The sequence below is a fragment of the Spirosoma aureum genome, assembly GCF_011604685.1.
Classification (GTDB): Bacteria; Bacteroidota; Bacteroidia; order Cytophagales; family Spirosomataceae; genus Spirosoma; species Spirosoma aureum.
In genome coordinates this window covers 211207-234447 of record NZ_CP050063.1, presented here as the reverse complement: position 1 = coordinate 234447, position 23241 = coordinate 211207, and the positions used below count along the sequence as shown (strand labels likewise).

The window sequence follows — 23241 nt, the reverse complement described above, 5'->3', positions numbered from 1 at the left end:
AATGGCATTTCGAGCTGAGATGCCATTTTCTTTATAGCATAAATCAAATGGTACTCGATAGAACACAATCACCAGCTTTTCAGGTAATTCAGGAAGTACGGCTTCCGGCTGTTCAGACGCATAAACTGGACAATGGCATTCCACTTCACCTGATCGCCGTTTCTCACCAGCCTGTGTTGAGAATAGAGTGTATTATTGAAGCCGGTACGTGGTATGAGCAAGTGCCAGGAACGTCATTTTTCGCACTAAAAATGCTGGCTGAAGGAACGCCTGGTCGTTCGTCGGCTCAAATCAGCGAATATCTCGACCGCTATGGAGCCTTTCTGGAACTGAATAGCGGGCCTGATCGGGCAAGTATAGTGGTTTATTGCCTGACGAAGTTTCTGCCCAATGTTCTGCCAATTCTTCGCGAATTACTAACAGAGCCTACATTTCCGCAGAAAGAATTAGACGATCTCCGTAATATCACGCTTCAGAATCTTCGGGTTAATTACGAAAAGAATGCCTATCTCGCTGGTGTACTCTTTCGGGAGAAACTGTTTGGCCAGCAGCATCCGTATGGGCGTAGTCAGCGCCCTGATGCCATAGAACACCTCACCCGGCAGAACATCGTCGATTTTTACGAGCGCGTAATTCGTAACCGTCCCTATAAGCTTTTGCTGGCTGGCGAAGTATCCGAGAATGAGATTATTATGATCAATCGTGAGCTGGGCCAGTTACCTATTTATGACGAAGTTGTGCCAGCGTTTGGCGCAGAGGCTATTGCCGACGATGGCCTGCCCGTATTGTCAGAAAAGGCAGACAGTGTTCAGTCATCGATTCGATTAGGCAGAAGGCTTTTTACCCGATCTCATCCCGATTTTTTCAAGATGCTTGTAACAAACGAGCTGTTGGGTGGTTATTTTGGCTCCCGGCTTATGAAAAACATTCGGGAAGAAAAGGGCTTTACATACGGTATTTCATCGAATATGCCATCGTTCCGGCGGGATGGTTATTTCCTGATCGGGACGGATGTCAATAAAGAGAATACGCAACAGACGCTGGACGAAATCCAGAAAGAAATCCGGATTTTGCAGACGGAGCCTGTTCCACAGGAAGAGCTAGAAACCGTAAAGAATTTTATGGCCGGGGAATTCGTGGGTTCGCTTAACACGCCCTTCGAAATTGCCGACCGCTTTAAGGTTATTTTGCTGGATGGCATGCCGGCTGATTTCCTGACGACCTATATAGAAAAGCTGCGGTCAGTAACACAGGAGGATATTATGTCGACAGCAAGCAAATACCTGGCTGAAGGCAGTTTACGGGAAGTTGTGGTCGGAGGAAAATAGGACCATTTAGAAATTTATTTAGTAACTAAAATGTTATAAATAACGTAAAGTTGTTGAATCCATAACAATCACCTAATTTTGGGGTCACATTGCTTTAACTCACCGCGCACTTCTCGTCTCTTGTCCGCTTTACTAACAACCGTTTACTAAATTCGCGTTAATGAACGTTTTATTAATTAGTATTACCACAATAGTAGCGTATTTGCTCGGGTCGATTCCAACGGCTGTATGGTATGGGCAAGGATTTTTTGGTATTGACATTCGTCAGCATGGTAGCGGGAATGCTGGTGCAACAAATACATTTAGAGTACTGGGTAAACGAGCTGGCACGATTGTAATGCTGGTTGATGTCTTGAAAGGCTATACGGCAGCGATCATGGCCAATCTGCTATGGCATTTCGATGTGATTACGCACAATGAGATAATGACCTTTGAAATTGTGTTTGGGCTGGTTGCCGTAATCGGCCATCTTTACCCAGTTTTCGCTGATTTTAAAGGCGGCAAAGGAGTTGCCTCGTTATTGGGCATGGTACTGGCCATCCATCCCGAAATGGCTTTAGTCTGTATCGGTATTTTTCTATTGGTTGTCATAGCCTCCCAGTATGTTTCGCTAGGCTCTATTTTAGCGGCCCTGGCCTTTCCAGTGCTGCTATTGCTGCGCGTTTTTGGCGAAAAAGAGAGCCCATTACTCATTGTTTTTGGCTTTGTTGTCTTTCTGATGGTTGTTTTAACACATCAGAAAAATATTGGCCGATTAATGCGCGGTCAGGAAAACCGAACTGTGCTGATCCGTTTGCGGAAAAAGCGTGAAGAATAAGAAACCTATTTACTGACTATACGGAAGGCCCCGAGGTTGCGCAAAATGTGCTTAACTTCGGGGCAAACTTTTTTACGTATGATCTAATGTGTATTCAGTAAAAGCCATACACCCACGATCATACAGCCAATAGCCTGCTATGACTACTTACCTTGACGCTAACAAACAACGGTTTCTGGATGAACTCCTGGAACTGCTGCGTATTCCCTCGGTTTCGGCTGATTCGAACTTCAAAGGAGATGTTCGGCGAGCGGCCGAGTTTGTCAGAGAAAAATTAACCGCAGCCGGACTTGACAAGGCAAGCTTATACGAAACACCCGGACATCCGGTTGTTTATGCCGAAAAGATTGTCGATCCTGACCGCCCAACTGTTCTGGTCTATGGCCATTACGATGTTCAGCCCGCTGATCCGTATGAACTTTGGTTGTCGCCACCATTTGAGCCCACCATTCGTAACGAACGGATTTATGCACGGGGTGCATGCGATGACAAAGGGCAATTTTACATGCATGTGAAAGCCATTGAAGCCATGATCGCTACCGATGGGCTACCATGCAATGTAAAAGTGATGATTGAAGGGGAAGAAGAAGTTGGTTCAGATCACCTTGGTACGTTTGTGGCCGAGCATCGCGACATGCTCAAAGCAGATGTTATCCTAATTTCGGATACCAGCATTATTTCAAATGAGACACCCTCGCTTGAAATGGGACTTCGTGGCCTTTCTTACGTAGAGGTTGAAGTAACTGGCCCCAATCGCGATTTGCACTCGGGTGTTTATGGCGGTGGTGTGGCCAACCCGGTAAATGTTCTGTGTGAAATGATTGCGTCGCTCCATGACGAAAACGGCCGTATCACAATTCCCGGTTTTTATGATAAAGTCGTGGATCTGAGTGAGTCCGAACGCACGGAGCTAGCCAAAGCTCCCTTCAATTTAGATGAGTATAAACAGGATCTGGGTATAAATGATGTGGCAGGAGAGACTGGCTATTCGACCAACGAACGCACGTCGATTCGACCAACGCTCGATGTGAACGGGATTTGGGGAGGATACACGGGTGAAGGTGCTAAGACGGTATTGCCGTCGAAAGCATCAGCGAAGATCAGTATGAGGCTGGTGCCTAATCAGACACCGGATGAGATCACGGAAATATTCACAAAGCACTTCACTGCGATTGCACCTGCCAGCGTATCGGTCAAAGTAACTCCTCATCACGGTGGTTTGCCTTATGTAACGCCCGTCGATTCAATTGAATTTGAAGCGGCCAGTAAGGCTTTTGAAGACGCATGGGGCAAGAAACCAATTCCAACACGGGGTGGGGGCAGTATCCCCATTGTTGCATTATTTGAACAGGAACTCGGCGTTAAGTCTATTCTGATGGGTTTCGGCTTGGATAGCGACGCACTTCATTCCCCGAATGAAAGCTATGGCTTATTCAATTTTTATAAGGGAATAGAAACCATTCCATATTTCTATAAAAATTACGCAGAACTTAAGCACTAATCATAATCCTGCTTTACCCGGCGCGGTTCTTTACTGACCGCGCCGGTATTAACTTGTTCCGATTCTATGAAGAAAGTGCTACTAGCCTTCCTATTGAGTGTTCAGGTAGGAACATTGGCTTTTGCCCAGCAACCCACTACGCCAGCGAAAACAACGGCTCCAGCCTCCCGAACATTAACCCCGGCTGAACAGCGGCAGAAAGAAAAAATAGATCGCGAAGTCCAGCGCGAACGTCAGATTCGGGCCGAGTGGGCGCAAAAGCAGCGTGAATACGAAGCTAAACAGGCTGAAAAAGAACGGCAGAAACAAGCTAGGAAAGCTGAGAAAGAGCGCCAACAGCAGGAAAGAGAAACGGCTAAATCGAAGCCCGAACCCACACCCGCTAGTACGCAACCTGTAGCCCCTCCAGTTACCGAGCCAGTTACGCCAACACCAGCTCCAACGACTACTCCGGCTGTTGTAGAACCGACACGAAAAGAGAAACGGGCGCAGCGCAAAAAAGAAGCACAGGAGAAGCCTGCTCCTGCTGCTCCCGCTAAGGAGGTTCAGCCAGTAGAGCCGACACCAGTGCCTGTGCCTGTTACTCCCCCGCCTGTCGAAACAGCGCCTGTGGAAGCGCCCCAGAAAGTTGCTAAGCCTCAACGGCCAAAGCGGGAACGTAAGCCTGCCATTAAGCATGTCGATTCTGTTGCTGTATCAACTGAAATCAGTGAGCCATCGTTAGTAAGACCGCGTCGGGAGTTTTTGCCGAAAGGTCACCTGTTTGAGCCAATTTTGCTCGATCCACTCGAAGCGCAGACGTATGGTAGTGTATTGCCTTTGTATTACACGGATGGTGAAAAATATAAAGGAAGTATTGTTCCATTTGCCTTCGGATTTGCCAAAGCATTCTACCGCCGGACACCAGAGCCTGGTCGATCGACCGAATGGGTACTTGATCTGGCTTCATTTACACAGTTTGAAGCCTTTCATGACGATAAGCTGAATAAAGCGCGTCGGCAAATCATGAATAATGATTATAAGATCAGCATTATCTACAATGTTCGGCGTGGAGCCAATAATTATCGTTTCCGGGTTTACCACATCTCTTCGCACCTGGGTGACGATTATATCTACCGAAACAAAATAACGGCCCCGTCGCCTAACTCGGTAAATTACGAACAGCTCGATGCTACTTACAGCCGGAATGCGAACAACTGGCGGTTGTATGCTGGTGCTGGTATTGTACTACGAAAAACGGAAGAGCGAAAACTGTTGAGCGCCCAGCTTGGAGCTTTCTATAAAAAGCCATCCGAAAAGGCTGCACGTCTGGTCGGTGGTGTTGATATAAAGTTCTGGCAACAAACAGACTTCCGGCCGGGTATTCACGCAGGCATTGGCTTAGAGGTAGGGCGGACACAAAATAACCTGACATTTTTACTCGAAGGTTATTCTGGCTTTCGTCCCTATAGCCAGTATGAGTCTCAGCAGACGAATTGGTTAGGTATTGGGCTTTACCTGAATCCTTTTTGATTGACCTAACGCCAATAGCATTAGAACCTCCCGAAAATTAGAACTTTCGGGAGGTTCTAATGCTATTGGCGTTACCTTTGCATTTTGCTTTACCGTATGGATTTATCAGCATTAACGGCCATATCGCCCGTTGACGGTCGCTACCGACGCCAGGTTGAAAGCCTGGCTCCTTATTTTTCGGAATATGGGCTCATTCACTACCGGGTTCGTATCGAAATCGAATACTTTATCGCGCTTTGCAACTGGCCAGTTCCGCAGCTAGCGGGTGTTGAGCCCACCCAGTTTCCGATTCTCCGGGCTTTGTATGAAAACTTTACAGAAGCAGACGCTTTGCGCATCAAAGACATCGAAAAGACGACCAATCACGATGTAAAAGCCGTTGAGTACTTTATTAAAGAAAAACTGAAAGGGTCACCGGTAGAGCCTTATCTTGAGTTTGTACACTTTGGGCTGACTTCGCAGGATATTAATAATACAGCTATTCCGTTATCACTCAGCGACGCTCTCAATACCGAAATTACGCCCCTTTATCGGGACGTATTCGTTCGGCTGCAACAGTTAGCTGAGCAGTGGAAAGATATCCCCATGCTGGCTAAAACCCATGGTCAACCAGCGTCGCCCACCCGGTTAGGGAAAGAATTGCTGGTATTTGTCGAACGTATTGAAAAACAACTACAATTGCTGGCTGGTATTCCAACAGCAGCTAAGTTTGGTGGCGCGACGGGAAATTTTAACGCCCACGCAGTTGCTTATCCGAACGAGGACTGGAAGAAATTCGGTGATCAATTTGTGGAAAGTCTGGGTATGGTACGCAGCCAATTTACGACCCAGATCGAGCATTATGATATGCTGGCCGCTACTCTCGATGCTTATAAGCGACTAAATACGATTCTGATCGATCTTGACCGTGACATCTGGACCTACGTGTCCATGAACTATTTCAAGCAGAAGCTGAAAGAGGGCGAAGTTGGTTCTTCTGCTATGCCTCACAAAGTCAATCCGATCGATTTTGAAAATTCGGAAGGGAATCTGGGCATTGCCAATGCCTTATTCGAGCATCTTTCCGGTAAGTTGCCTATCTCCCGGCTCCAACGCGATTTGACCGATTCAACCGTACTAAGAAGCCTTGGTGTTCCGTTTTCTCATTCGGTTATCGCACTGAAATCGCTACTAAAAGGCCTAAATAAACTTGAACTCAATCCGGCCGCCATCCACGCTGATCTCGATGATAACTGGGCGGTTGTTGCGGAAGGAATACAGACAATTCTACGACGCGAGGGCTATCCGCAGCCTTATGAAGCGTTGAAAGCACTTACCCGTACGAATCAGAAAATTACGGCTGATACAATTCGGGAATTTATCGACGAATTGACTATATCAGACGCTGTGAAAGCCGAATTGCGGGCTATAACTCCGTTCAGCTATACGGGTTTGTAATAGCATTCGTCTGGGTCGGCAGTAGGGTATTTTCCTGATCCGACCCAGACTATCGATTTAAAGCTCTATCCTTTAGACAACTCCGTTGCTCGTACTTGTGCTGCTTTAATTCCTGCCACTAGTGTATCACTGAGCGCACCGGCTTCAAAGGTGCGTAATGCGGCTTCGGTAGTGCCACCTTTAGAAGCAACAGCCTTAATGAGTTCATCGAGTGACTTATCCGCTGTATTAATGAGGTGGTAAGCGCCCAGCATAGTCTGTTTAACCAAAAGAGCAGAAACCGCATCATCAAAACCCATTTGTTTGCCGGCTTCAATCATTGCCTTCACAACGTAATAAAAATAAGCAGGACCACTACCGCTAAGGGCCGTTACGGCGTCAAGCATGGCTTCATCTTCCAGAAAAATAGACCGGCCTGTGGCATTAATGAGATTTTCGACCCGGCGGAGGCTGGCTAAATCGACTTCTTTAGCCGCGGTAAAGCCTGTAATGCCCATTCCCAACATAGCGGGCGTATTTGGCATGGCACGTACTACCAGCGGATGGGCAAGCTTTTCCTGAATCTGAGCGATTGGGATACCGGCCATGATCGACAAAATGATCTGATTGGGCTGCACAACGTCCCGGAGCGCTTCGTAAACGCTGTTAAAATCCTGCGGCTTTACCGACAGGATCACTAAATCAGTCTGGCCAACGTGGGGCCCAATGGTATCGACCACAACGCCCGCTTTTTCATTTTTAAGTGCTTCAGAACGGTCAGTACTTTTTTCGATCAGCAGCAGGTCATCTTTTTTTACCAGATCATATTGTAGAAATGATTTGGCAAATGCCATCCCCATGTTGCCGCAGCCAACAATAGCAATTTTCATTTTTTTAATGAATGAGTGTACGAATTAGTAAGGTAGCTAGTGATGAAGCAGCCTTTTGGGCAGGTAGCAAAAAAAAAAGGGCCAGGTTAATAACCTGACCCTGCAAAACTAATAACTTGTGTTTAACCTATTGACCACCTTTCAGGATTTCCTCAAGTTTCTGCTCCAAAGCATCGCCCCGCAGGTTCTTGGCAATGATTTTACCTTCTTTATCCAAAAGAAAGGTCGCCGGGATCGCCTGAACGCCGTATTGTTGAGCCGCAGCCGATTGCCAATATTTTAAGTCAGAAACGTGGGTCCAGGTGAGGTTATCGTTGCGGATTGCCTTGGTCCAGTTGCCTTTTGTCTGATCGAGCGAAACGCTGTAGATGGCAAAACCTTTGTCTTTAAACTTGTTATACATCCGCACAACGTTCGGATTCTCCATGCGGCAAGGGCCGCACCAAGACGCCCAGAAATCAAGCAGAACATACTTGCCCCGTAGTGATGACAATGGAATGGGGTTGCCGGTTGTGTCGCTAAGGGCAATTTCGGGAGCTTGTGCACCAACCATAACGCCTTTGATTCGGGCTACCCGACCAATTAGTGATTTGGCGTGAGGACTGTTGGGGTTCTCTTTTTCAAAACGCTGTGCCAGGGCATCATAAGTCGCGAAGTCATTATCAATATTGATGAAATTCAAGGCAAACAACGATACGAGGGATGTTCCCATATCGGGAAGCATAGCCTTTACTTTGTTGACAACCTCCTGCTCGGCGTTCTGATATTCCTGTTCGATTTGGGCAATACGCTTATTGTCCTTCTTTTCAGTAGCGGCTGCAACCTGCTTGTTCCAGTTCGACACGCGGGTTTCCATGTCGGTGCGTAGCGTCAAGAGTTTCTCGTAGTACTCCATGTTTTTAGAGCCAGTGATGGTGGCTTTGCCCGTCTGACCGGTTTTGGCATCCATACGGTAACCATCAGCCGTTACGTTAAGCGTTTCTCCGCCTTCAACAAGCAATGCCAGTTTCTGACCACCGCCTACATTCAGTACAAATACTTCACCGCCATCCGCTACTTTGCCGTTTAACGTAAACGCTCCTGCTTCTACTTTCGCAGAATCTAGTTTGCGGGTCGGCTGCGAGTTGGCTTCCAGGTAAACAAAGCTTCCTGGAGGTGAGTTTTTAATCTTTCCAGTTACGGTAAAGGGCTTTGTCGTTTGTGCATTGGCCGCAAAACCGATGACTAAAAAGCCAGCTACGCTCAAAAACAGGTTTTTCATGTTGTTTGTAGTGTCTTCGTTACTAATTCATTCACCAATTTAGGGTCGGCAGAGCCTTTTGATTTTTTCATCACTTCGCCCACAAACATCCCTAGTAAATTCTTCTTGCCTTTACGGTATTGAGCTACTTTGTCGGGCCAGGCTGTCAGTACTTCTTCTACCAACGATTGCAATGCATCTGTATTGCGATTCTGAATCAAACCATGTGTTTGGGCTAACTCTTCCGCTATTGCATCGGGTTGTGCAATCAGTAAAGTAAGCACTTGCTGGGCCGCCGTTTGACTGATAGTGCCGTTGTCAACCAATCCGATTAGGGAGGCCAGTCGTTCGGCCGAGATTGGGAATTGACGATCACGCAGCATTTTTTCGGTGAGCTGGCTTTTGACAGGCCCCATAATCCAGTTCGACGCTGCCTTGTAGTTGGATGTATGCCTGCAAACAGCTTCGTAATAGTCGGCCAGTTCTTTCGAGTCGGTTAAAAGAGCCGCATCGTAATCTGGTAAGCCATAGTGCGTTGTAAACTTCTGGTAAAGCTCAGCCGGAAGCATGGGCATTCTGGATTGAATATCGGCCAACCAGGCATCCGAAATAACCACGGGTGTAAGGTCAGGATCAGGAAAATACCGATAATCGTTCATCGTTTCCTTTTCGCGCATGGCATAGCTTAAACCAGTAGAAGCGTCGAAGGTGCGGGTTTCCTGAATAATTCGCCCACCTGACTCGACAATCTCAACCTGCCGTTTAAATTCGCTATCGACTGCGCGCATTACGTTCCGAATAGAGTTCAGGTTTTTTACTTCAACTTTCGTACCTAAATTAGTCGCACCCCTGGGCCGTATGGAAACATTGACGTCGCACCGCAGGGACCCCTCTTCCATGTTCCCGTCACAAATGTCCAGATAGCGCACCAACCGGCGAACTTCGGTCAGATACTGTCCTGCTTCATCGGCAGTGCGAATACAGGGGTCGGTAACCATCTCAATGAGAGGAGTTCCGGCGCGGTTGTAGTCGAGCTGTGTTGCCCACTCGTCGCCATCGTGAATGGACTTACCGGCGTCTTCTTCAAGATGAATATGGTGTAACTGAATTGTTGTTTGATACGATTGCCCCGTTTGAGGATCTTTTGCTTTCACTAAAATACCACCACCCACACAAATCGGGCCTTTGTCCTGCGAAAGCTGGTATCCTTTAGGTAAATCAGGATAAAAATAATTTTTTCGGGCGAAGATATTATGGCGTGTAATCTCACTACCGCAGGCTAATCCTATACGAACGGCATACTCAACGGCCTTACGATTCAATTTAGGGAGCGTGCCAGGATGACCAAGTGTAATGACACTGATATTCGTATTTGGTTCGGCACCGAACGCATTGGCGTCGGCGGCAAAGATTTTGCTTTGGGTAAGTAGCTGGCAGTGCACTTCCAGCCCGATTACGGCTTCGTATCGGACTTCGGTTGGCTGCGCCAGCACCTCCGGCGAAGAGTTCGCTTCGGCTACCATTGACAGAAACTATATGATTTATAGCAAAGATAGCGAAAAGGGACGCAGGGCTGAATAACAGTTACCTCATTAGTTAGAGTATACTATGGCCGTAACCTAAATTACATTCAGTCGAAACTTTAAATAGGTTTGTGCCAGAAGCGCTAGTTTTTGCGGATTAGGAACCCGAATTCGTTCGTTTTGAATTCTGGAAGCGGGTAACTGCTTAATTTTGTTGAATAAGGTCTGGTAGTAAGCATACGCTAAATAAACGCCCAGTTTAGCCCCACGCGGAAGGTTCATGATACCTTTATAGGCTTCATCGAAGTCACACTGGATGTCATTTTCTATAACGAGCTTGGCATCGCAACCAAATTCATTGAAATTCACCCCCGGAAAGTAGGTACGGCCCCGATCAACAAAATCGCTCTTTAAGTCGCGAAGAAAATTAACCTTTTGAAACGCTGACCCTAGTTTACGAGCGGGCTCACACAAGCGGTCAAATTCGGAATAATTACCTTCACAGAAAACCCGTAGGCACATCAGCCCCACTACTTCGGCTGAGCCGTAAATGTATTCATTGTATCCTTCTGCATCATAATCCTGAAAATACAGGTCCATTTCCATACTTTTCAGGAAGGAATCAATCAATTCGTGCTCAATTTTGTATTGTTTAACAACGAGTTGAAATGATTGCAGGATGGGATTTAGGCTGATACCCTCTTCGATGGCCTGGTAAGTGTCGTGCTTAAAACGGGCAAGTAGCGTCTTCTTATCGTAATCATGAAACGTATCAACAATCTCATCGGCATATCGAACGAATCCATAGATTGCGTAGATAGGCATGTGAAACCTGCGGTCAAGCGTTTTAATGCCTAACGTGAAAGACGTACTGTAATGCTCTGTAATTAGTTTACTACATTTCAGTGCGGTTGTGTTGAACAACGCCATCATAGATTGGAAAGGAAGAGGTTAGTTCTGTAAGTTAGAAAAATTCTTTGGCAACCTCATCCGCAACGACAAGGCCTGAGATAAGTGACGGAGGGACACCAGGACCCGGAACCGTCAGCTGACCCGTGTAGAACAGATTGTTCACTTTTTTGTTTTTCAAAGATGGTTTTAACAGGGCAGTCTGTTTAAGTGTGTTTGCCAATCCGTAGGCGTTTCCCCGAAAAGCGTTGTAATCACTCTTGAAATCGCGGTGGGCATAACTTCGCTTATAAATCAGGCTGCTCCGAATTTCCTCACCCACATAGGCTTCCAGTCGGGTCATAACGATGTCGAAATAGCGCTCACGGGTCGCATCATCATCTGTAAGATCAGGGGCAACAGGAATCAGCAGGAATAAATTCTCACATCCTTCGGGTGCTACACTGGGGTCGGTTTTTGAGGGGGCCGACACATAAAATAAGGGCCTGGTCGGCCAACGGGGCGTTTCGTAGATTTCCTGAGCATGTAAAGAGAAGTCTTCATCGAAGAAGAGATTATGATGCTGCAAACGTGGAACCCGCTTATTTACACCCAAATAAAATAATAGGGAAGAGGGAGCCATGACTCGTTTTTGCCAATAGTTGTCATCATAATTACGATAGACAGCGTCAACCAGATTTGTCTCTACATGATTATAGTCAGCCCCGGCTATTACCACATCCGTTTCAAAAATACCTTGATCGGTGGTGATGCTTTGGGCTCTACCCTTTGCAATGTCAATTTTCTGGACTGTCTGATTTAAGAGCAGCTTAACGCCTTTTTCTTCGGCCAAACTGACCATTGCTTTTACAATTTCGTGCATGCCACCCATCGGATACCACGTTCCCAGTACCATTTCGGCATAGTTCATCAAGCTGTACATGGCGGGCGTATTGCCTGGCGTTGCGCCGAGGAACAATACGGGAAATTCTACGATTTCGAGCAGGCGTGGATTTTTGAAGAATTTGCGGACATGACTGGCAAAGGATTGAAAAACATCAAGTCTGGTAACGTCATACAGCAATTTCAGACTTAAAAATTCCCCAATAGAACGACTGGGTTTCCAGACAAAATTGTTCATACCAACATCATACTTGTACGATGCCTGTTTCAGGAACGCCCGCAGACGAGGAGCGCTTCCCGGTTCTAGTTGTTCAAATAACGTTTCGAGATTTTCCAGACCGGCAGGCAGATCGACTGCTTCGTCTGGGCCAAAAACAACCGAATAAGAAGGATCAAGCCGGACGAGTTTGTAATAGTCAGATGGTTTCTTGCCAAAACGGGCAAAGTAGGTTTCGAAGACATCGGGCATCCAATACCAGCTGGGGCCCATATCAAAGGTGAAACCATGCGTCTGGAATACGCGTGCCCGACCGCCAGGCGTACTATTTTTTTCGAGAATAGTAACGTCGTAGCCTTTATCGGCCAGGCTGGTTGCTGCAGCTAAACCGGCAAAACCGGCACCAATAACAAAGATGCGCTGAGGCATTAGGAAGCAGTTGATTGAGTAATTGGGTAAGTGAGTAAATAATTGACTAACCCTTTTGTTTAAAATACGTAATTACTCAATTCTGCTATGAGTATTGCCAATTAATGAAAATTTATAGGTAATGAACTGTATATCAGTAGTATAATAAACAAAAAAGTTGGGCGGAATCCCACCCAACTTTTCGAACCTTCCTCTTTTTTAACCAAAAACTACTCAATCAATGTGTTTGAGACGGACCAAGGCCACAAAAGTCTCGTACAAATATGCAGTGTACACAAATTTTTTTTTAACTATTAAAATGAGCGTATACTTTCAGTTGATCTTTAAGCTCTTTTCTGGCAATGTGGATCCGGTTTTTCACAGTTCCGATAGGGATATCCAGCTTTGCCGCAATCTCGTGATATTTAAAGCCCCGGAAGTGCATCATAAACGGCGTCCGATAAGTATCGTCGAGACCATTTACTGCCCGGTTAATATCTTCCTGAGCGAATGACGAATAAGCCAGATTATCTGTACTGCTTTCCATTGAATTAATGTAATGCAGGTTATCCGTGGTATCAATGAATGTATTTTTCCGAACCATTCGTTGGTAGTTAGTGATGAATGTGTTCTTCATAATCGTGTATAACCATGCCTTCAGGTTCGTGCCGTCTGTGTATTTATCACGATTGGTAAAGGCTTTTAAAAGGGTATCCTGTAATAAGTCGTTAGCATCTTCAACATCTTTTGTAAGCCGCAGTGCGAACGGGCGCAACGACTTGGACACTTTTCCAATATGATGAGTGAATTCGAGCGCAGTCATGATTACGAATGTTTTTTTGTTGAACCTGATTTGATTAGCAATTAGACAAAAAAACAACCAGCCTTCACCATTTTTTTGAGGAGCTATAAATAAAACTACTAAATATCTAAATTACAGTGAGTTATAAGATGTAGTTTTCTGCTGAAAAAGAATACAGGCTGTAAAGCCAAATTACAGACTGTGGAATAATTCCCACAGAGTGTGGAATCTGGAGTGTAGAATTTGTTTAATGAACATGATTGTATGATTAAACAAACTAGTGAAATGTGTAGAAGGATACTCTATTAATAGCTACAAAAAAGTCTTCCCTGAAATTGATCGGATCAATGCAGGGAAGACTTTTTATATGAATCGTTTATACTAATCCTTCTTTTAACAGGTCGTGCAAGTGAACAAAGCCCTTTACGTGCCCGTTTTCGGTAACAATTAACTGAGAAATGTCCCGATCTCTCATTAACTGGAGAGCGCTTATAGCATATTCATCGGCATCAATGCAGACAGGATTGATTGTCATCACATCTTTTGCCTGAAGATCCCAGAACGCATCGTGTTGATAGGCCATACGGCGGATGTCGCCATCGGTGACAATGCCCGCCAGTTGGCCCGTATTGTATACAACGGCTGTTGCGCCGAGTCGTTTAGCTGAAATTTCAAAAATTACATCCCTAACTAAGGCATCGAGGGAAACCTGTGGACACTGGTTGTGGGGAAAAATATCACCAACTTTTAAATACAACTTTTTTCCGAGAGAACCGCCCGGATGATAACGGGCAAAATCATGGCGGGTAAAACCGCGTGCCTCTAATAAGCTAACTGCCAAAGCATCCCCCAGTGCAAGAGCAACTGTGGTGCTGGTTGTAGGGGCGAGGTTCATAGGGTCTGCTTCGCGTTCAGCATAGGCATGGAGAACATAGTCGGCATGCTGGGCCAGATACGATTCGCGGTCGCTAACCAAGGCAATTAACCGTACGCTTGTACGCTTTAATAAAGGAAGCAGCACCTTGATTTCGGCCGTGTTTCCGCTTTTGGAAATTATAAGAATAATATCGTCAGCCTGAATCATGCCCAGATCGCCGTGAATGGCATCAGCCGCATGCATAAAAAGAGAAGGCGTACCTGTAGAGTTCATAGTAGCCACGATCTTTTGGCCAATAAGAGCACTCTTCCCAACACCGGTTACAACAAGTCTACCTGTTGTGTTAAGAATTATATCAACGGCTGCATCGAACTGGTCATCTAGCAACTCAACTGCATGACGAATGGCTTCGGCTTCGGCCAGTAGTACCTCTTGGGCGATCGTTTTGGAATTTTTTAATACTTTCAACGTCAGTTTTCGCGATGAAGAATGGTTTGCAGTGTATATTCGCTAACTTTATATAGCAAAGATACGCTAAGCGAATAGAGTAAAGGTAACTTTTGTACGATTTGTAGAATGATGCAGGTTGATCAGACGGTCTATGCGACCATCAAAGAGCGGCTAAAAGAGATTTTTGGGTATAGTCAGTTTCGGGGCGATCAGGAGGCCATTATTCACAGCATTTTGGCGGGCCGTAATACGTTCGTTATCATGCCTACTGGTGCAGGGAAGTCCCTGTGTTATCAATTACCTGCTATTGTTAGCGATGGAACGGCTATCGTAATTTCACCCTTAATTGCCCTGATGAAAAATCAGGTCGACCAATTAAATGCCTTCGGAATTAACGCTCAGTTCCTGAATTCGACGCTTTCCAAGGCGGAAATGAATAAAGTTAAAAAAGATACGCTCAACAGCTCTCTTAAACTTCTATATATTGCGCCAGAGTCTCTGACAAAGGAAGAGAATTTGGATTTTTTAAAGAAAGCCAATATTTCATTTGTCGCTATCGATGAAGCGCATTGTATTTCTGAGTGGGGACATGACTTCCGCCCGGAATACCGGAAAATTCGTGGAATCGTCGATAATATTGGCAATCTGCCCGTAATTGCGCTGACCGCTACGGCTACTCCTAAAGTGCAGCAGGATATTCAGAAAAACCTGCAGATGGAGGACGCCAATCTGTATAAGACCTCATTCAATCGTAAAAACCTGTACTACGAGATAAAGCCTAAGGTTGACGCCAAAAAGCAGCTTATCAAGTACGTTAAACAGAACAAAGGAAAATCAGGGATCGTCTATTGCCTGAGTCGTAAGACAGTTGAAGAAATTGCGGAGCTGCTAAGCGTCAACGATGTCAAAGCACTACCTTATCATGCTGGTCTCGACCCGCAGACGCGGATGAACAATCAGGATGCCTTTCTGAACGAAGACGCAGACGTTATCTGTGCCACGATTGCTTTTGGTATGGGTATCGATAAACCGGATGTTCGTTTTGTTATCCACTATGATGCGCCAAAATCGCTGGAAGGCTATTACCAGGAAACAGGCCGGGCAGGCCGCGATGGGCTGGAGGGTAACTGCGTAATGTTCTATAGCTACGATGACATTGTTAAGCTGGAAAAATTCAACAAAGACAAGCCAGTTACAGAGCGCGATAATGCCAAACACCTGCTAACCGAAATGGTCTCTTATGCTAACCTCGGCTCTTGTCGTCGTCGGCAGTTGCTGGGCTATTTTGGCGAGTATATGGATAAAGACTGTGGTTTTTGCGACAACTGCCTAAAGCCAACCGAAAAATTTAAGGTGCAGAATGAAGTTGTGCTTGCGTTGCAGGCTGTGCTTCAAACCGACCAGCGTTTTGATGTTGCTCACTTAAGCGACGTTCTCACGGCCAACAGCAATCAGTATGTAACCAGCTATGAACATAATCGCCTGGAGGTGTACGGAAAAGGGCGCGAATTCAATGAAAGTCCCGAATATTGGTGTTCACTCCTGAAACAGATTACCATTTACGGCTATATTGAGAAAGATGTCGATAACTATGGCATTCTGAAGTTAACGCAGAAGGGCCTGAATTTTATTGAAGACCCTTATCCAATCTCACTCTCGAAAGATCACGATTATGAACAGGTAGTCGAGCAGAAAGAAGATGACGATAAGGATTCGGATACGGCGTCGGGTGGGGCAGCTTATGATGAAGAACTGTTAGGGTTGTTAAAAGCCTTACGCAAGAAAATTGCCAAAGAAAAGAATCTGCCGCCCTATGTTATCTTCCAGGACCCTTCTATGGAAGAAATGGCGACAACTTATCCCACAACCCGTGAAGAAATGGCGCAGATCAACGGCGTCGGTATGGGAAAAGTGCAGAAGTTTGGGCGGCCGTTCATTGATTTGATAACTAAATACGTTGAAGATAACGAGATAGAAACGGCAAAGGATGTCGTTATTAAATCGACCGTCAACAAATCGAAAGTTAAGATTTATATCATTCAGCAGATCGATCGTAAGGTCGATCTGGAAGAAATTGCCGAATCGAAAGCACTTTCGATGGAGGACCTGATGGAAGAGATAGAACATATCTGTTATTCGGGCACTCGCCTTAATCTTGATTATTACATCAATCAGGTTATGGATGAAGATCGGCAGGATGAGATTTACGAATACTTCATGCGGGCAGAAAGCGACAATATTGCCGTCGCCATGCGTGAATTTGGAGGAGATGATTTTACTGAACAAGACTTACGATTGATGCGGATTAAGTTCCTCTCAGAAGTAGCCAATTAATGATAAATAGTGGCTGATCATTGATCAGCCACTATTTATCATTCATCATTCTTTATGAATATACTAATACTGGGTTCGGGTGGGCGCGAACATGCGTTTGCATGGAAATTGGCGCAAAGCCCGTTGAGTGATAAGCTATTTGTTGCGCCGGGTAATGCCGGAACAGCGCAGGTAGCCACTAATTTGTCAATCAGCTATAATGATTTCCCGGCTATTGCCGAAGCTGTTCGGACCAATGCCATTGATCTGCTCATTGTTGGGCCAGAAGAGCCATTAGTTAACGGGGTTGTCGATTACTTTCGTCAACAACCTGACTTAGTTAATTTGCTCATCGTTGGACCAGATGCGCATGGGGCACAGTTGGAGGGAAGTAAAGATTTCTCGAAGCAGTTTATGCTTCGATATGGCATACCGACGGCGTCATCGCAGACATTTACTGCAACAACCATTGAGAGCGGTTTGGCTTATCTGGACGGCCATACGTTGCCTGTCGTCCTGAAAGCGGATGGACTGGCAGCTGGTAAGGGAGTAATTATTGCCGAAAACATAACCGACGCAAAGAGCACCCTAACCGATATGCTTGATGGCCAGAAATTTGGTGCTGCAGGCAGTAAAGTCGTGGTAGAGCAATTTTTGCGGGGAATTGAATTGTCGGTCTTTGTTCTGAGCGACGGGGTTAATTACAAAATCCTTCCCGAGGCTAAAGATTACAAACGCATTGGTGAAGGAGATACAGGACTCAATACGGGAGGCATGGGCGCCGTATCGCCGGTAGTTTTTGCGAATGAATCCTTTCTGCGGAAGGTTGAGGAAAAAGTCGTGAAACCAACGCTTACCGGATTGCAGAAAGAGGGTATTGTGTATAAGGGATTTATTTTTATCGGTCTGATGAAAGTAAATGGTGAACCGTATGTTATCGAGTATAACGCTCGGATGGGCGACCCTGAAACAGAAGTCGTACTACCAAGAATTCAGACTGATTTCGCTGAGCTAATGGTGGCAACGGCCGAAGGTACGTTAGATAAAATAGCTGTACAGGTTTCACCCCAAACGGCAGTCACAACGGTTGTGGTGTCGGGAGGGTATCCAGATGACTATGAGAAAGGTAAAATCATTTCAGAACTGGAGCGTTTAGAAGATGTTATGGCTTTTCATGCCGGAACAATGGCTCATAACGGCCATGTAGTAACCAATGGCGGACGAGTGCTGGCCTTAACGGCTCAGGCTAATTCGCTGGAAAATGCCGTCCGGAAGTCGCAGGAAGCGGCCCGAACGGTTCAATTTGATGGGAAGCAGTACCGAAGAGATATTGGGCTTGACCTGATTCGGTACGCTGATTAACTACGAGTTATAAAGTCGTAAAGGTATAACGTTGTATGAACCCTAAACTGTTGTAGTCAACTTTGTGCCTTTGCCACGTTACAACTCGATAACTATATAGATATGAGTTGTAAATCCTGTGCAACTGGCGGTTGCGGAACCCAGCGAGGAGCATCCGATGGTCAGAAAACGGCCACAACGGGATGCGGTAGCGGAGGATGTAGCACCGGAGGATGCAATAAGCTAAATTCATTTGACTGGCTCAGCGATATCGCAATGCCAGGTCTGAAATATGATGTTGTTGAGGTGAAGTTTAAGGGTGGTAGAAAAGAATACTATCGGAACGTTCATCAGCTCGATCTAACGACGGGCGACTATGTGGTAGTGGAAATGCAGTCCGGTTTTCACATCGGTGCTGTTTCACTACAAGGCGAGTTAGTGCGGATACAGGTCAAGAAACGAGGAGTTAAAATAAACGATGATACGAAAGTTATTCATCGGATTGCAACGCCTAAAGACCTCGAACGGCACGATCAGTCTATACTGCGGGATTTGCCGGCTCTTTATCGTTCCCGGGAAATTATTCGCGAACTGAAGCTAAACATGAAGCTGTCTGACGTTGAGTTTCAGTCGGACAATACAAAGGCAACCTTTTATTACTCATCCGAGGAACGCGTTGATTTTCGGGAGCTGATCAAGATGCTGGCCAGTGAATTCAAGGCTCGCATTGAAATGCGCCAGATCAGCCTGCGGCAGGAGGCTGGTCGATTAGGTGGTATTGGTTCATGCGGTCGCGAACTATGCTGTTCGACCTGGCTTACCGATTTCAAAAACATTGCAACCTCTGCTGCCCGCTATCAGAATCTGTCGTTGAATCCGGCAAAACTCTCGGGCCAGTGTGGTCGGCTAAAATGCTGTCTGAACTATGAGTTAGACACGTATATGGACGCTTTGCGTGACATTCCGACCATTGAAAAACCGCTCGAAACCCAAAAGGGACGGGCTTATTTGCAGAAAACGGATATTTTCCGGAAACTAATGTGGTTCGGTTACGGAACCGAAAGCACCTGGTATCCACTGCCAATCGAGCGTGTGCTGGAAATTGCCGAATTAAATAAAAAAGGTGTGGTTCCGGAGTCGTTCGATGTGTTGACGCCAATAGGTGAGAAAGAATCTCCCACAGCGGCTGCACTGAATAGTGATCTCCAGAAACTGGATGCGAAGTACGCTACACGAAGCGCTAAAAAGAAAAAGAAGAAGTCGAAAGGAGCTGGGGATAAAGTTTTAAAACCTGCGCCCAACGGCAAAGCCCAGTAATACAAACCCCGGTCATAATGATTGGGGTTTATTTTTAGTGATAGCCCTGCTTCTACTAAAGCCCTTACGTCAGAAATCACCCGTGTAGAAAGGGCTAAACACGTAGTAACTGCTATCGCGTTTGGCACGCTTAGGTGTCGTTTGAATATAAAGTATAAAACGCGCCTGTCGATTTGGCCCGTCCGCCCATTCCTCAAAGGAACGTTCGCGGGCGTAGAGCCGGTCTACTTCGCGTACGTGCACACTTTCAATCTCTTTAGGGCGCACTGATATCCCGTTTATATAAGCTTCAATATCCGTTTTGTATTCGTCGTACAGGGTTAAATGATCATCCTTTGTCCGTTTTACAAAGGCTAGCTTATTGCTGAAAAAGGTTGCTTCGAGCAACTTATTCATCGAAAACGTATTCGATACCCCCAACGGATTATCGGATAAAGCCGCAGCTTCCAGAAATTGCTTCCATTTTTCGCGTATCGGATCGTTAGCTATGGTTTTATGCGTCGTACTAATAAAGATCCGGTAAGTCTCTGGAAATTTGTTCGCTTCCTGAACATCATCCCATTTTCGATAAATTAAAAAATCGTTTACTTCATCGAATGTTAAGGCCGATAATGCTTGAGCGGAAGCCTCCTGTCCATTGATAAATACCTTAACCTGCTCGCCATTTTGAGTTTTGAGTGCCAGGTGGTTATTGCGTAGACATAAGGCCTCGGGATAATTTATCAGGAGCCCGCTGATTCTTGGGTGTCTGTTAAGCGGTTTACTTACTTCATCAACGAGCAGGGATGACTGCCGGAACCAGGGCATAGCAGGTTTGTGAAGTTCCGCAGCCGCTATTCGTGTAGCATTCGTTAATGGAAAAGGGGCTCTTGATTTTGTACTGAGCGAATCATCCTCGGGTTGAATATGTCGGCAGGCAAGAGCCATACTGGCCAGAAGTGCTCCCCAGACCATATACCTTCCCCAGAAGTTCACCGGATAAGATCGTTCACGATTGATCATCGCTATTCGCTGACGCAACGTTGGACCGCTGAACTGATTGGCGAATACCGATCGCCCGGCCGATAAACTTACTTTGACCAGATTGTACTGATACGCTCGCACATCGACACCTTCTGCCAAAACGGCCTGATCGGCACCGAATTCGAGCGTTTGATGCAGTAAATGCCGGAATAAGTAAGCGGCTGGATTAAACCAGAAAGCAATACAGATCAATTCGGCGCCAATCATGTCCAGGCTATGCCAGCAGCGAACATGGACGCGTTCATGCTTCAGAATCTGGTCCAGTTCGTCGGCTGAATGATGCGCAGGGTTAAGAACTACCCAACGAAAAAACGAAAATGGTGAAGACGTATTCTCATGCAGTACGAGCGTAAAACCACCATAGGGGTTATGCGATGACCGACTGATTACCCGAACAAGAGACGCCAGGCGAAGCCCAAACCGAATGAGAAAAGCGAGCGCACCCAATACGTAAAGGGCAATCAGACTTGTTTGCCAAAACCTAACAGACTGGTTTTGTTGTGCCAGGAAGGCAGCCTGGGTATCCATCTGGTAAGTCCGGCCGTTAGGAAAAGTAATCGTTACCTCTGGCTGCCTGATGCGTGAGTTCGGGAATACGTTCGGTACGATAACCTGCGCCGTACGTTGCATCACTTTTCGAACAGGCCGTGGTCGCCAATCAGGTACTTCCAGCAGAGGAAGGATCAGAGCCGCGGCCAATCCTAACCAGAGGGCAATCCGATTGGCTTCAAAGAATGTTTCGCGTCGGAGTAAAACGAAATAGGCTATACTCACAACGCCCAACAAACCATTAGCCAGTAGTACGTAGCGCAGGAGTTCCATACCGCTATTTTTTTTGTTCGATCATGGCCAGAATTTCCCGCAGTTCATCGGCAGAAATCTTCTCGTTCTTTGCGAAATAACTGACCAGATTTTTGTAGGAGTTATCAAAATAATCATCAACCACTTTCTTGAGTACGAATCGGTTCTGATACGTTTCCTTGCTTATGATCGGATAATACTCATGGGTATTCCCATAAGCCCGGTGCCCAACATATCCTTTTTCTTCGAGGTTGCGAACAATGGTCGAAACGGTGTTATAGTGCAGAGGAGGGTTGGTAAACTGGGGAACCATATCTTTTACATAGCCCTGTTCCATTTTCCAGAGCACCTGCATGACTTCTTCTTCTTTAGCGGTTAACTTTTCCATGTAACAAACTTATAACTATTTTTATCGTTTACAAGTCCTTGCCATCGTTTTTTGTGATTTGAAAAGCCAGTAAGCCCGTCGTAGCTTTGTAGCGTATTAAGGCATGGTATGAAACAACTGGGTTTATTGGTATTCACCGCATTGCTGGTGTTGGGGTGTGATATGAACGCTGGAAATGCGGTTTATAAAGAATATACAGATATTGAAGATGGTAAGTGGTACATTAAAAACGCACCGACTTTTACCTTTACGATAGAGGATGTCTCCGTTCCGTATAATATCTATTATAACCTGCGAAATAGTCTTTCCTATGGCTATTATAACCTTTACCTGACTCGTTATTTACGCGATTCCAGCGGTAAAGAAATCGAATCCCGGCTCGACGAATTGCTCCTGATGGACCCCAAGACTGGAAAACCCAATGGCGATGGCCTCGGTGATCTCTTCGACCATAAGTTTCTAATGAAGCGCGACTATCGGTTTCCCAAACCTGGTAAATACACCATTCAGCTTAAACAATACATGCGGCAAGATCCGTTACTCAATATTCAGAGTGTAGGCATTACGGTTGAAAAAGCGACGCCTGCCAACTAATTCCCAAATTGGCTTCTAATGGTAGTTGATTTCCTGCGAAAAAATCGATTTTTCTTCCTGCCTTACGGCATGGCCCTGATCATTCTGGGAGTTCTGCAGTTGATTTATACGCAAGCTCAATTGATGCAATGGGTTAATGTTCGGAATAATCCGGTAGCCGATGCGTTTTTTACCTATGCTACCTACATGGGTGATGGCGCCTTTTTTGTCGTTGCCTGCCTAATTGTCCTGATCTATAATAGACGCCTAGGCTTCGTTGCTTTTGCCAGTTTTGCCCTGTCTTCCCTGTCTTCGCTGTTCTTGAAAACGATTGTTTTTCCCAATTCACCCCGGCCGTTAAAGTTTTTTGAACACTCTACTTTTGAGTATCATATGATTAAAGGGCTTGATATACACAGCTATAATAGTTTTCCATCGGGACATACGACATCCGCTTTTGCCTTGTTTGGCTTATTGGCCTTTCTTGATCCAAATAAAAAACGAGGCTATTTTTTTGTGCTATTAGGCTTTTTAACGGGCTACTCAAGGGTGTATTTATTCCAGCATTTTGTGGAAGATGTGTATGTGGGCTCACTGGTTGGGACACTATCTTCGGTGATCATCTATTTGTTTTTATATCGATGGATGAAAGGTCGCGAATCTAGAGAGTAAGCTATTTCCTGAGGTTGTCAGGTCACTGAAAATGAAAAAGC

General features: G+C 45.8%; 19 protein-coding genes. 10 read left to right on the top strand and 9 right to left on the bottom strand.

What is annotated here, in order from left to right:
- The first annotated feature begins 47 nt into the window (after nt 1-47).
- The 5 genes from G8759_RS00980 to purB all read left to right on the top strand — a co-directional run bounded on the left by G8759_RS00980 (nt 48) and on the right by purB (nt 6595).
- Nucleotides 48-1328 carry a M16 family metallopeptidase gene (locus tag G8759_RS00980; RefSeq protein ID WP_167204389.1) on the top strand — a complete coding sequence of 427 codons (1281 nt, stop codon included), beginning with the start codon at nt 48-50 and terminating at the stop codon, nt 1326-1328.
- 160 nt (nt 1329-1488) lie between these two features.
- Nucleotides 1489-2145 carry a glycerol-3-phosphate 1-O-acyltransferase PlsY gene (gene plsY, locus G8759_RS00975; RefSeq protein ID WP_162388529.1) on the top strand — a complete coding sequence of 219 codons (657 nt, stop codon included), beginning with the start codon at nt 1489-1491 and terminating at the stop codon, nt 2143-2145.
- A gap of 139 nt (nt 2146-2284) precedes the next feature.
- Nucleotides 2285-3646 (top strand): dipeptidase, encoded by a 1362-nt coding sequence (locus tag G8759_RS00970; protein ID WP_167204387.1) that lies wholly within the window; start codon nt 2285-2287, stop codon nt 3644-3646.
- A gap of 66 nt (nt 3647-3712) precedes the next feature.
- A complete protein-coding gene (locus G8759_RS00965) occupies nt 3713-5158 on the top strand; it encodes a DUF1207 domain-containing protein (RefSeq protein ID WP_167204385.1) in 1446 nt (481 codons plus the stop codon).
- Between the two features lie 96 nt (nt 5159-5254).
- Nucleotides 5255-6595, top strand: a complete 1341-nt coding sequence (gene purB / locus G8759_RS00960) for an adenylosuccinate lyase (protein ID WP_167204383.1) — start codon at nt 5255-5257, stop codon at nt 6593-6595.
- A 65-nt stretch (nt 6596-6660) separates the two neighbouring features.
- On the opposite strand, the gene proC is transcribed toward purB, so the two are convergent.
- The 7 genes from proC to G8759_RS00925 form a co-directional block, all read right to left on the bottom strand.
- Entirely contained in the window at nt 6661-7464 is an 804-nt protein-coding gene (gene proC, locus G8759_RS00955; RefSeq protein WP_167204381.1) for a pyrroline-5-carboxylate reductase, read from the bottom strand.
- A gap of 127 nt (nt 7465-7591) precedes the next feature.
- Nucleotides 7592-8725, bottom strand: coding sequence for a TlpA disulfide reductase family protein (locus G8759_RS00950; RefSeq protein WP_167204379.1), 1134 nt, complete (start codon nt 8723-8725; stop codon nt 7592-7594).
- Nucleotides 8722-10227, bottom strand: a complete 1506-nt coding sequence (gene gatB, locus G8759_RS00945) for an Asp-tRNA(Asn)/Glu-tRNA(Gln) amidotransferase subunit GatB (protein ID WP_167204377.1) — start codon at nt 10225-10227, stop codon at nt 8722-8724. Before gatB ends, G8759_RS00950 begins: the two co-directional genes overlap by 4 nt.
- 96 nt (nt 10228-10323) lie before the next feature.
- Complete coding sequence (locus tag G8759_RS00940; protein ID WP_167204375.1) at nt 10324-11160, bottom strand: phytoene/squalene synthase family protein; 837 nt, start codon at nt 11158-11160, stop codon at nt 10324-10326.
- Between the two features lie 31 nt (nt 11161-11191).
- Complete coding sequence (locus G8759_RS00935; RefSeq protein ID WP_167204372.1) at nt 11192-12664, bottom strand: phytoene desaturase family protein; 1473 nt, start codon at nt 12662-12664, stop codon at nt 11192-11194.
- 286 nt (nt 12665-12950) lie between these two features.
- A complete protein-coding gene (locus G8759_RS00930; protein ID WP_162388520.1) occupies nt 12951-13466 on the bottom strand; it encodes an RNA polymerase sigma factor in 516 nt (171 codons plus the stop codon).
- 355 nt (nt 13467-13821) lie between these two features.
- Nucleotides 13822-14790, bottom strand: coding sequence for a KpsF/GutQ family sugar-phosphate isomerase (locus G8759_RS00925; RefSeq protein WP_167204370.1), 969 nt, complete (start codon nt 14788-14790; stop codon nt 13822-13824).
- A gap of 108 nt (nt 14791-14898) precedes the next feature.
- On the opposite strand from G8759_RS00925, the gene recQ reads away from it, so the two are divergent.
- The 3 genes from recQ (at nt 14899) to G8759_RS00910 (ending at nt 19743) form a co-directional block, all read left to right on the top strand.
- Entirely contained in the window at nt 14899-17106 is a 2208-nt protein-coding gene (gene recQ / locus G8759_RS00920) for a DNA helicase RecQ (protein ID WP_167204368.1), read from the top strand.
- A 54-nt stretch (nt 17107-17160) separates the two neighbouring features.
- Nucleotides 17161-18447 carry a phosphoribosylamine--glycine ligase gene (purD, locus tag G8759_RS00915; RefSeq protein ID WP_167204366.1) on the top strand — a complete coding sequence of 429 codons (1287 nt, stop codon included), beginning with the start codon at nt 17161-17163 and terminating at the stop codon, nt 18445-18447.
- Between the two features lie 102 nt (nt 18448-18549).
- The gene (locus G8759_RS00910; RefSeq protein WP_232074088.1) at nt 18550-19743 is read left to right on the top strand and encodes a PSP1 domain-containing protein; all 1194 of its coding nucleotides are present in this window, start codon (nt 18550-18552) and stop codon (nt 19741-19743) included.
- Between the two features lie 69 nt (nt 19744-19812).
- Here G8759_RS00910 and G8759_RS00905 read toward each other — a convergent pair whose 3' ends face one another.
- On the bottom strand, nt 19813-21588 hold the full coding sequence (locus G8759_RS00905) for a M56 family metallopeptidase (RefSeq protein WP_167204364.1): 1776 nt from the start codon (nt 21586-21588) through the stop codon (nt 19813-19815).
- A gap of 4 nt (nt 21589-21592) precedes the next feature.
- A complete protein-coding gene (locus tag G8759_RS00900; RefSeq protein WP_162388515.1) occupies nt 21593-21955 on the bottom strand; it encodes a BlaI/MecI/CopY family transcriptional regulator in 363 nt (120 codons plus the stop codon).
- Between the two features lie 108 nt (nt 21956-22063).
- Between G8759_RS00900 and G8759_RS00895 the strand changes: the two genes are divergently transcribed.
- Complete coding sequence (locus G8759_RS00895; protein WP_167204362.1) at nt 22064-22549, top strand: gliding motility lipoprotein GldH; 486 nt, start codon at nt 22064-22066, stop codon at nt 22547-22549.
- A gap of 18 nt (nt 22550-22567) precedes the next feature.
- Nucleotides 22568-23200, top strand: coding sequence for a phosphatase PAP2 family protein (locus tag G8759_RS00890; protein WP_167204360.1), 633 nt, complete (start codon nt 22568-22570; stop codon nt 23198-23200).
- Nucleotides 23201-23241: the final 41 nt, after the last annotated feature.

What these genes read in the sequence shown, in the direction of transcription:
- G8759_RS00980 (WP_167204389.1), top strand. Translation starts at nt 48, where the DNA reads ATGGTACTCGATAGAACACAATCACCAGCTTTTCAGGTAATTCAGGAA.
- plsY (WP_162388529.1), top strand. Translation starts at nt 1,489, where the DNA reads ATGAACGTTTTATTAATTAGTATTACCACAATAGTAGCGTATTTGCTC.
- G8759_RS00970 (WP_167204387.1), top strand. Translation starts at nt 2,285, where the DNA reads ATGACTACTTACCTTGACGCTAACAAACAACGGTTTCTGGATGAACTC.
- G8759_RS00965 (WP_167204385.1), top strand. Translation starts at nt 3,713, where the DNA reads ATGAAGAAAGTGCTACTAGCCTTCCTATTGAGTGTTCAGGTAGGAACA.
- purB (WP_167204383.1), top strand. Translation starts at nt 5,255, where the DNA reads ATGGATTTATCAGCATTAACGGCCATATCGCCCGTTGACGGTCGCTAC.
- proC (WP_167204381.1), bottom strand. Translation starts at nt 7,464, where the DNA reads ATGAAAATTGCTATTGTTGGCTGCGGCAACATGGGGATGGCATTTGCC.
- G8759_RS00950 (WP_167204379.1), bottom strand. Translation starts at nt 8,725, where the DNA reads ATGAAAAACCTGTTTTTGAGCGTAGCTGGCTTTTTAGTCATCGGTTTT.
- gatB (WP_167204377.1), bottom strand. Translation starts at nt 10,227, where the DNA reads ATGGTAGCCGAAGCGAACTCTTCGCCGGAGGTGCTGGCGCAGCCAACC.
- G8759_RS00940 (WP_167204375.1), bottom strand. Translation starts at nt 11,160, where the DNA reads ATGATGGCGTTGTTCAACACAACCGCACTGAAATGTAGTAAACTAATT.
- G8759_RS00935 (WP_167204372.1), bottom strand. Translation starts at nt 12,664, where the DNA reads ATGCCTCAGCGCATCTTTGTTATTGGTGCCGGTTTTGCCGGTTTAGCT.
- G8759_RS00930 (WP_162388520.1), bottom strand. Translation starts at nt 13,466, where the DNA reads ATGACTGCGCTCGAATTCACTCATCATATTGGAAAAGTGTCCAAGTCG.
- recQ (WP_167204368.1), top strand. Translation starts at nt 14,899, where the DNA reads ATGATGCAGGTTGATCAGACGGTCTATGCGACCATCAAAGAGCGGCTA.
- purD (WP_167204366.1), top strand. Translation starts at nt 17,161, where the DNA reads ATGAATATACTAATACTGGGTTCGGGTGGGCGCGAACATGCGTTTGCA.
- G8759_RS00910 (WP_232074088.1), top strand. Translation starts at nt 18,550, where the DNA reads ATGAGTTGTAAATCCTGTGCAACTGGCGGTTGCGGAACCCAGCGAGGA.
- G8759_RS00905 (WP_167204364.1), bottom strand. Translation starts at nt 21,588, where the DNA reads ATGGAACTCCTGCGCTACGTACTACTGGCTAATGGTTTGTTGGGCGTT.
- G8759_RS00900 (WP_162388515.1), bottom strand. Translation starts at nt 21,955, where the DNA reads ATGGAAAAGTTAACCGCTAAAGAAGAAGAAGTCATGCAGGTGCTCTGG.
- G8759_RS00895 (WP_167204362.1), top strand. Translation starts at nt 22,064, where the DNA reads ATGAAACAACTGGGTTTATTGGTATTCACCGCATTGCTGGTGTTGGGG.
- G8759_RS00890 (WP_167204360.1), top strand. Translation starts at nt 22,568, where the DNA reads ATGGTAGTTGATTTCCTGCGAAAAAATCGATTTTTCTTCCTGCCTTAC.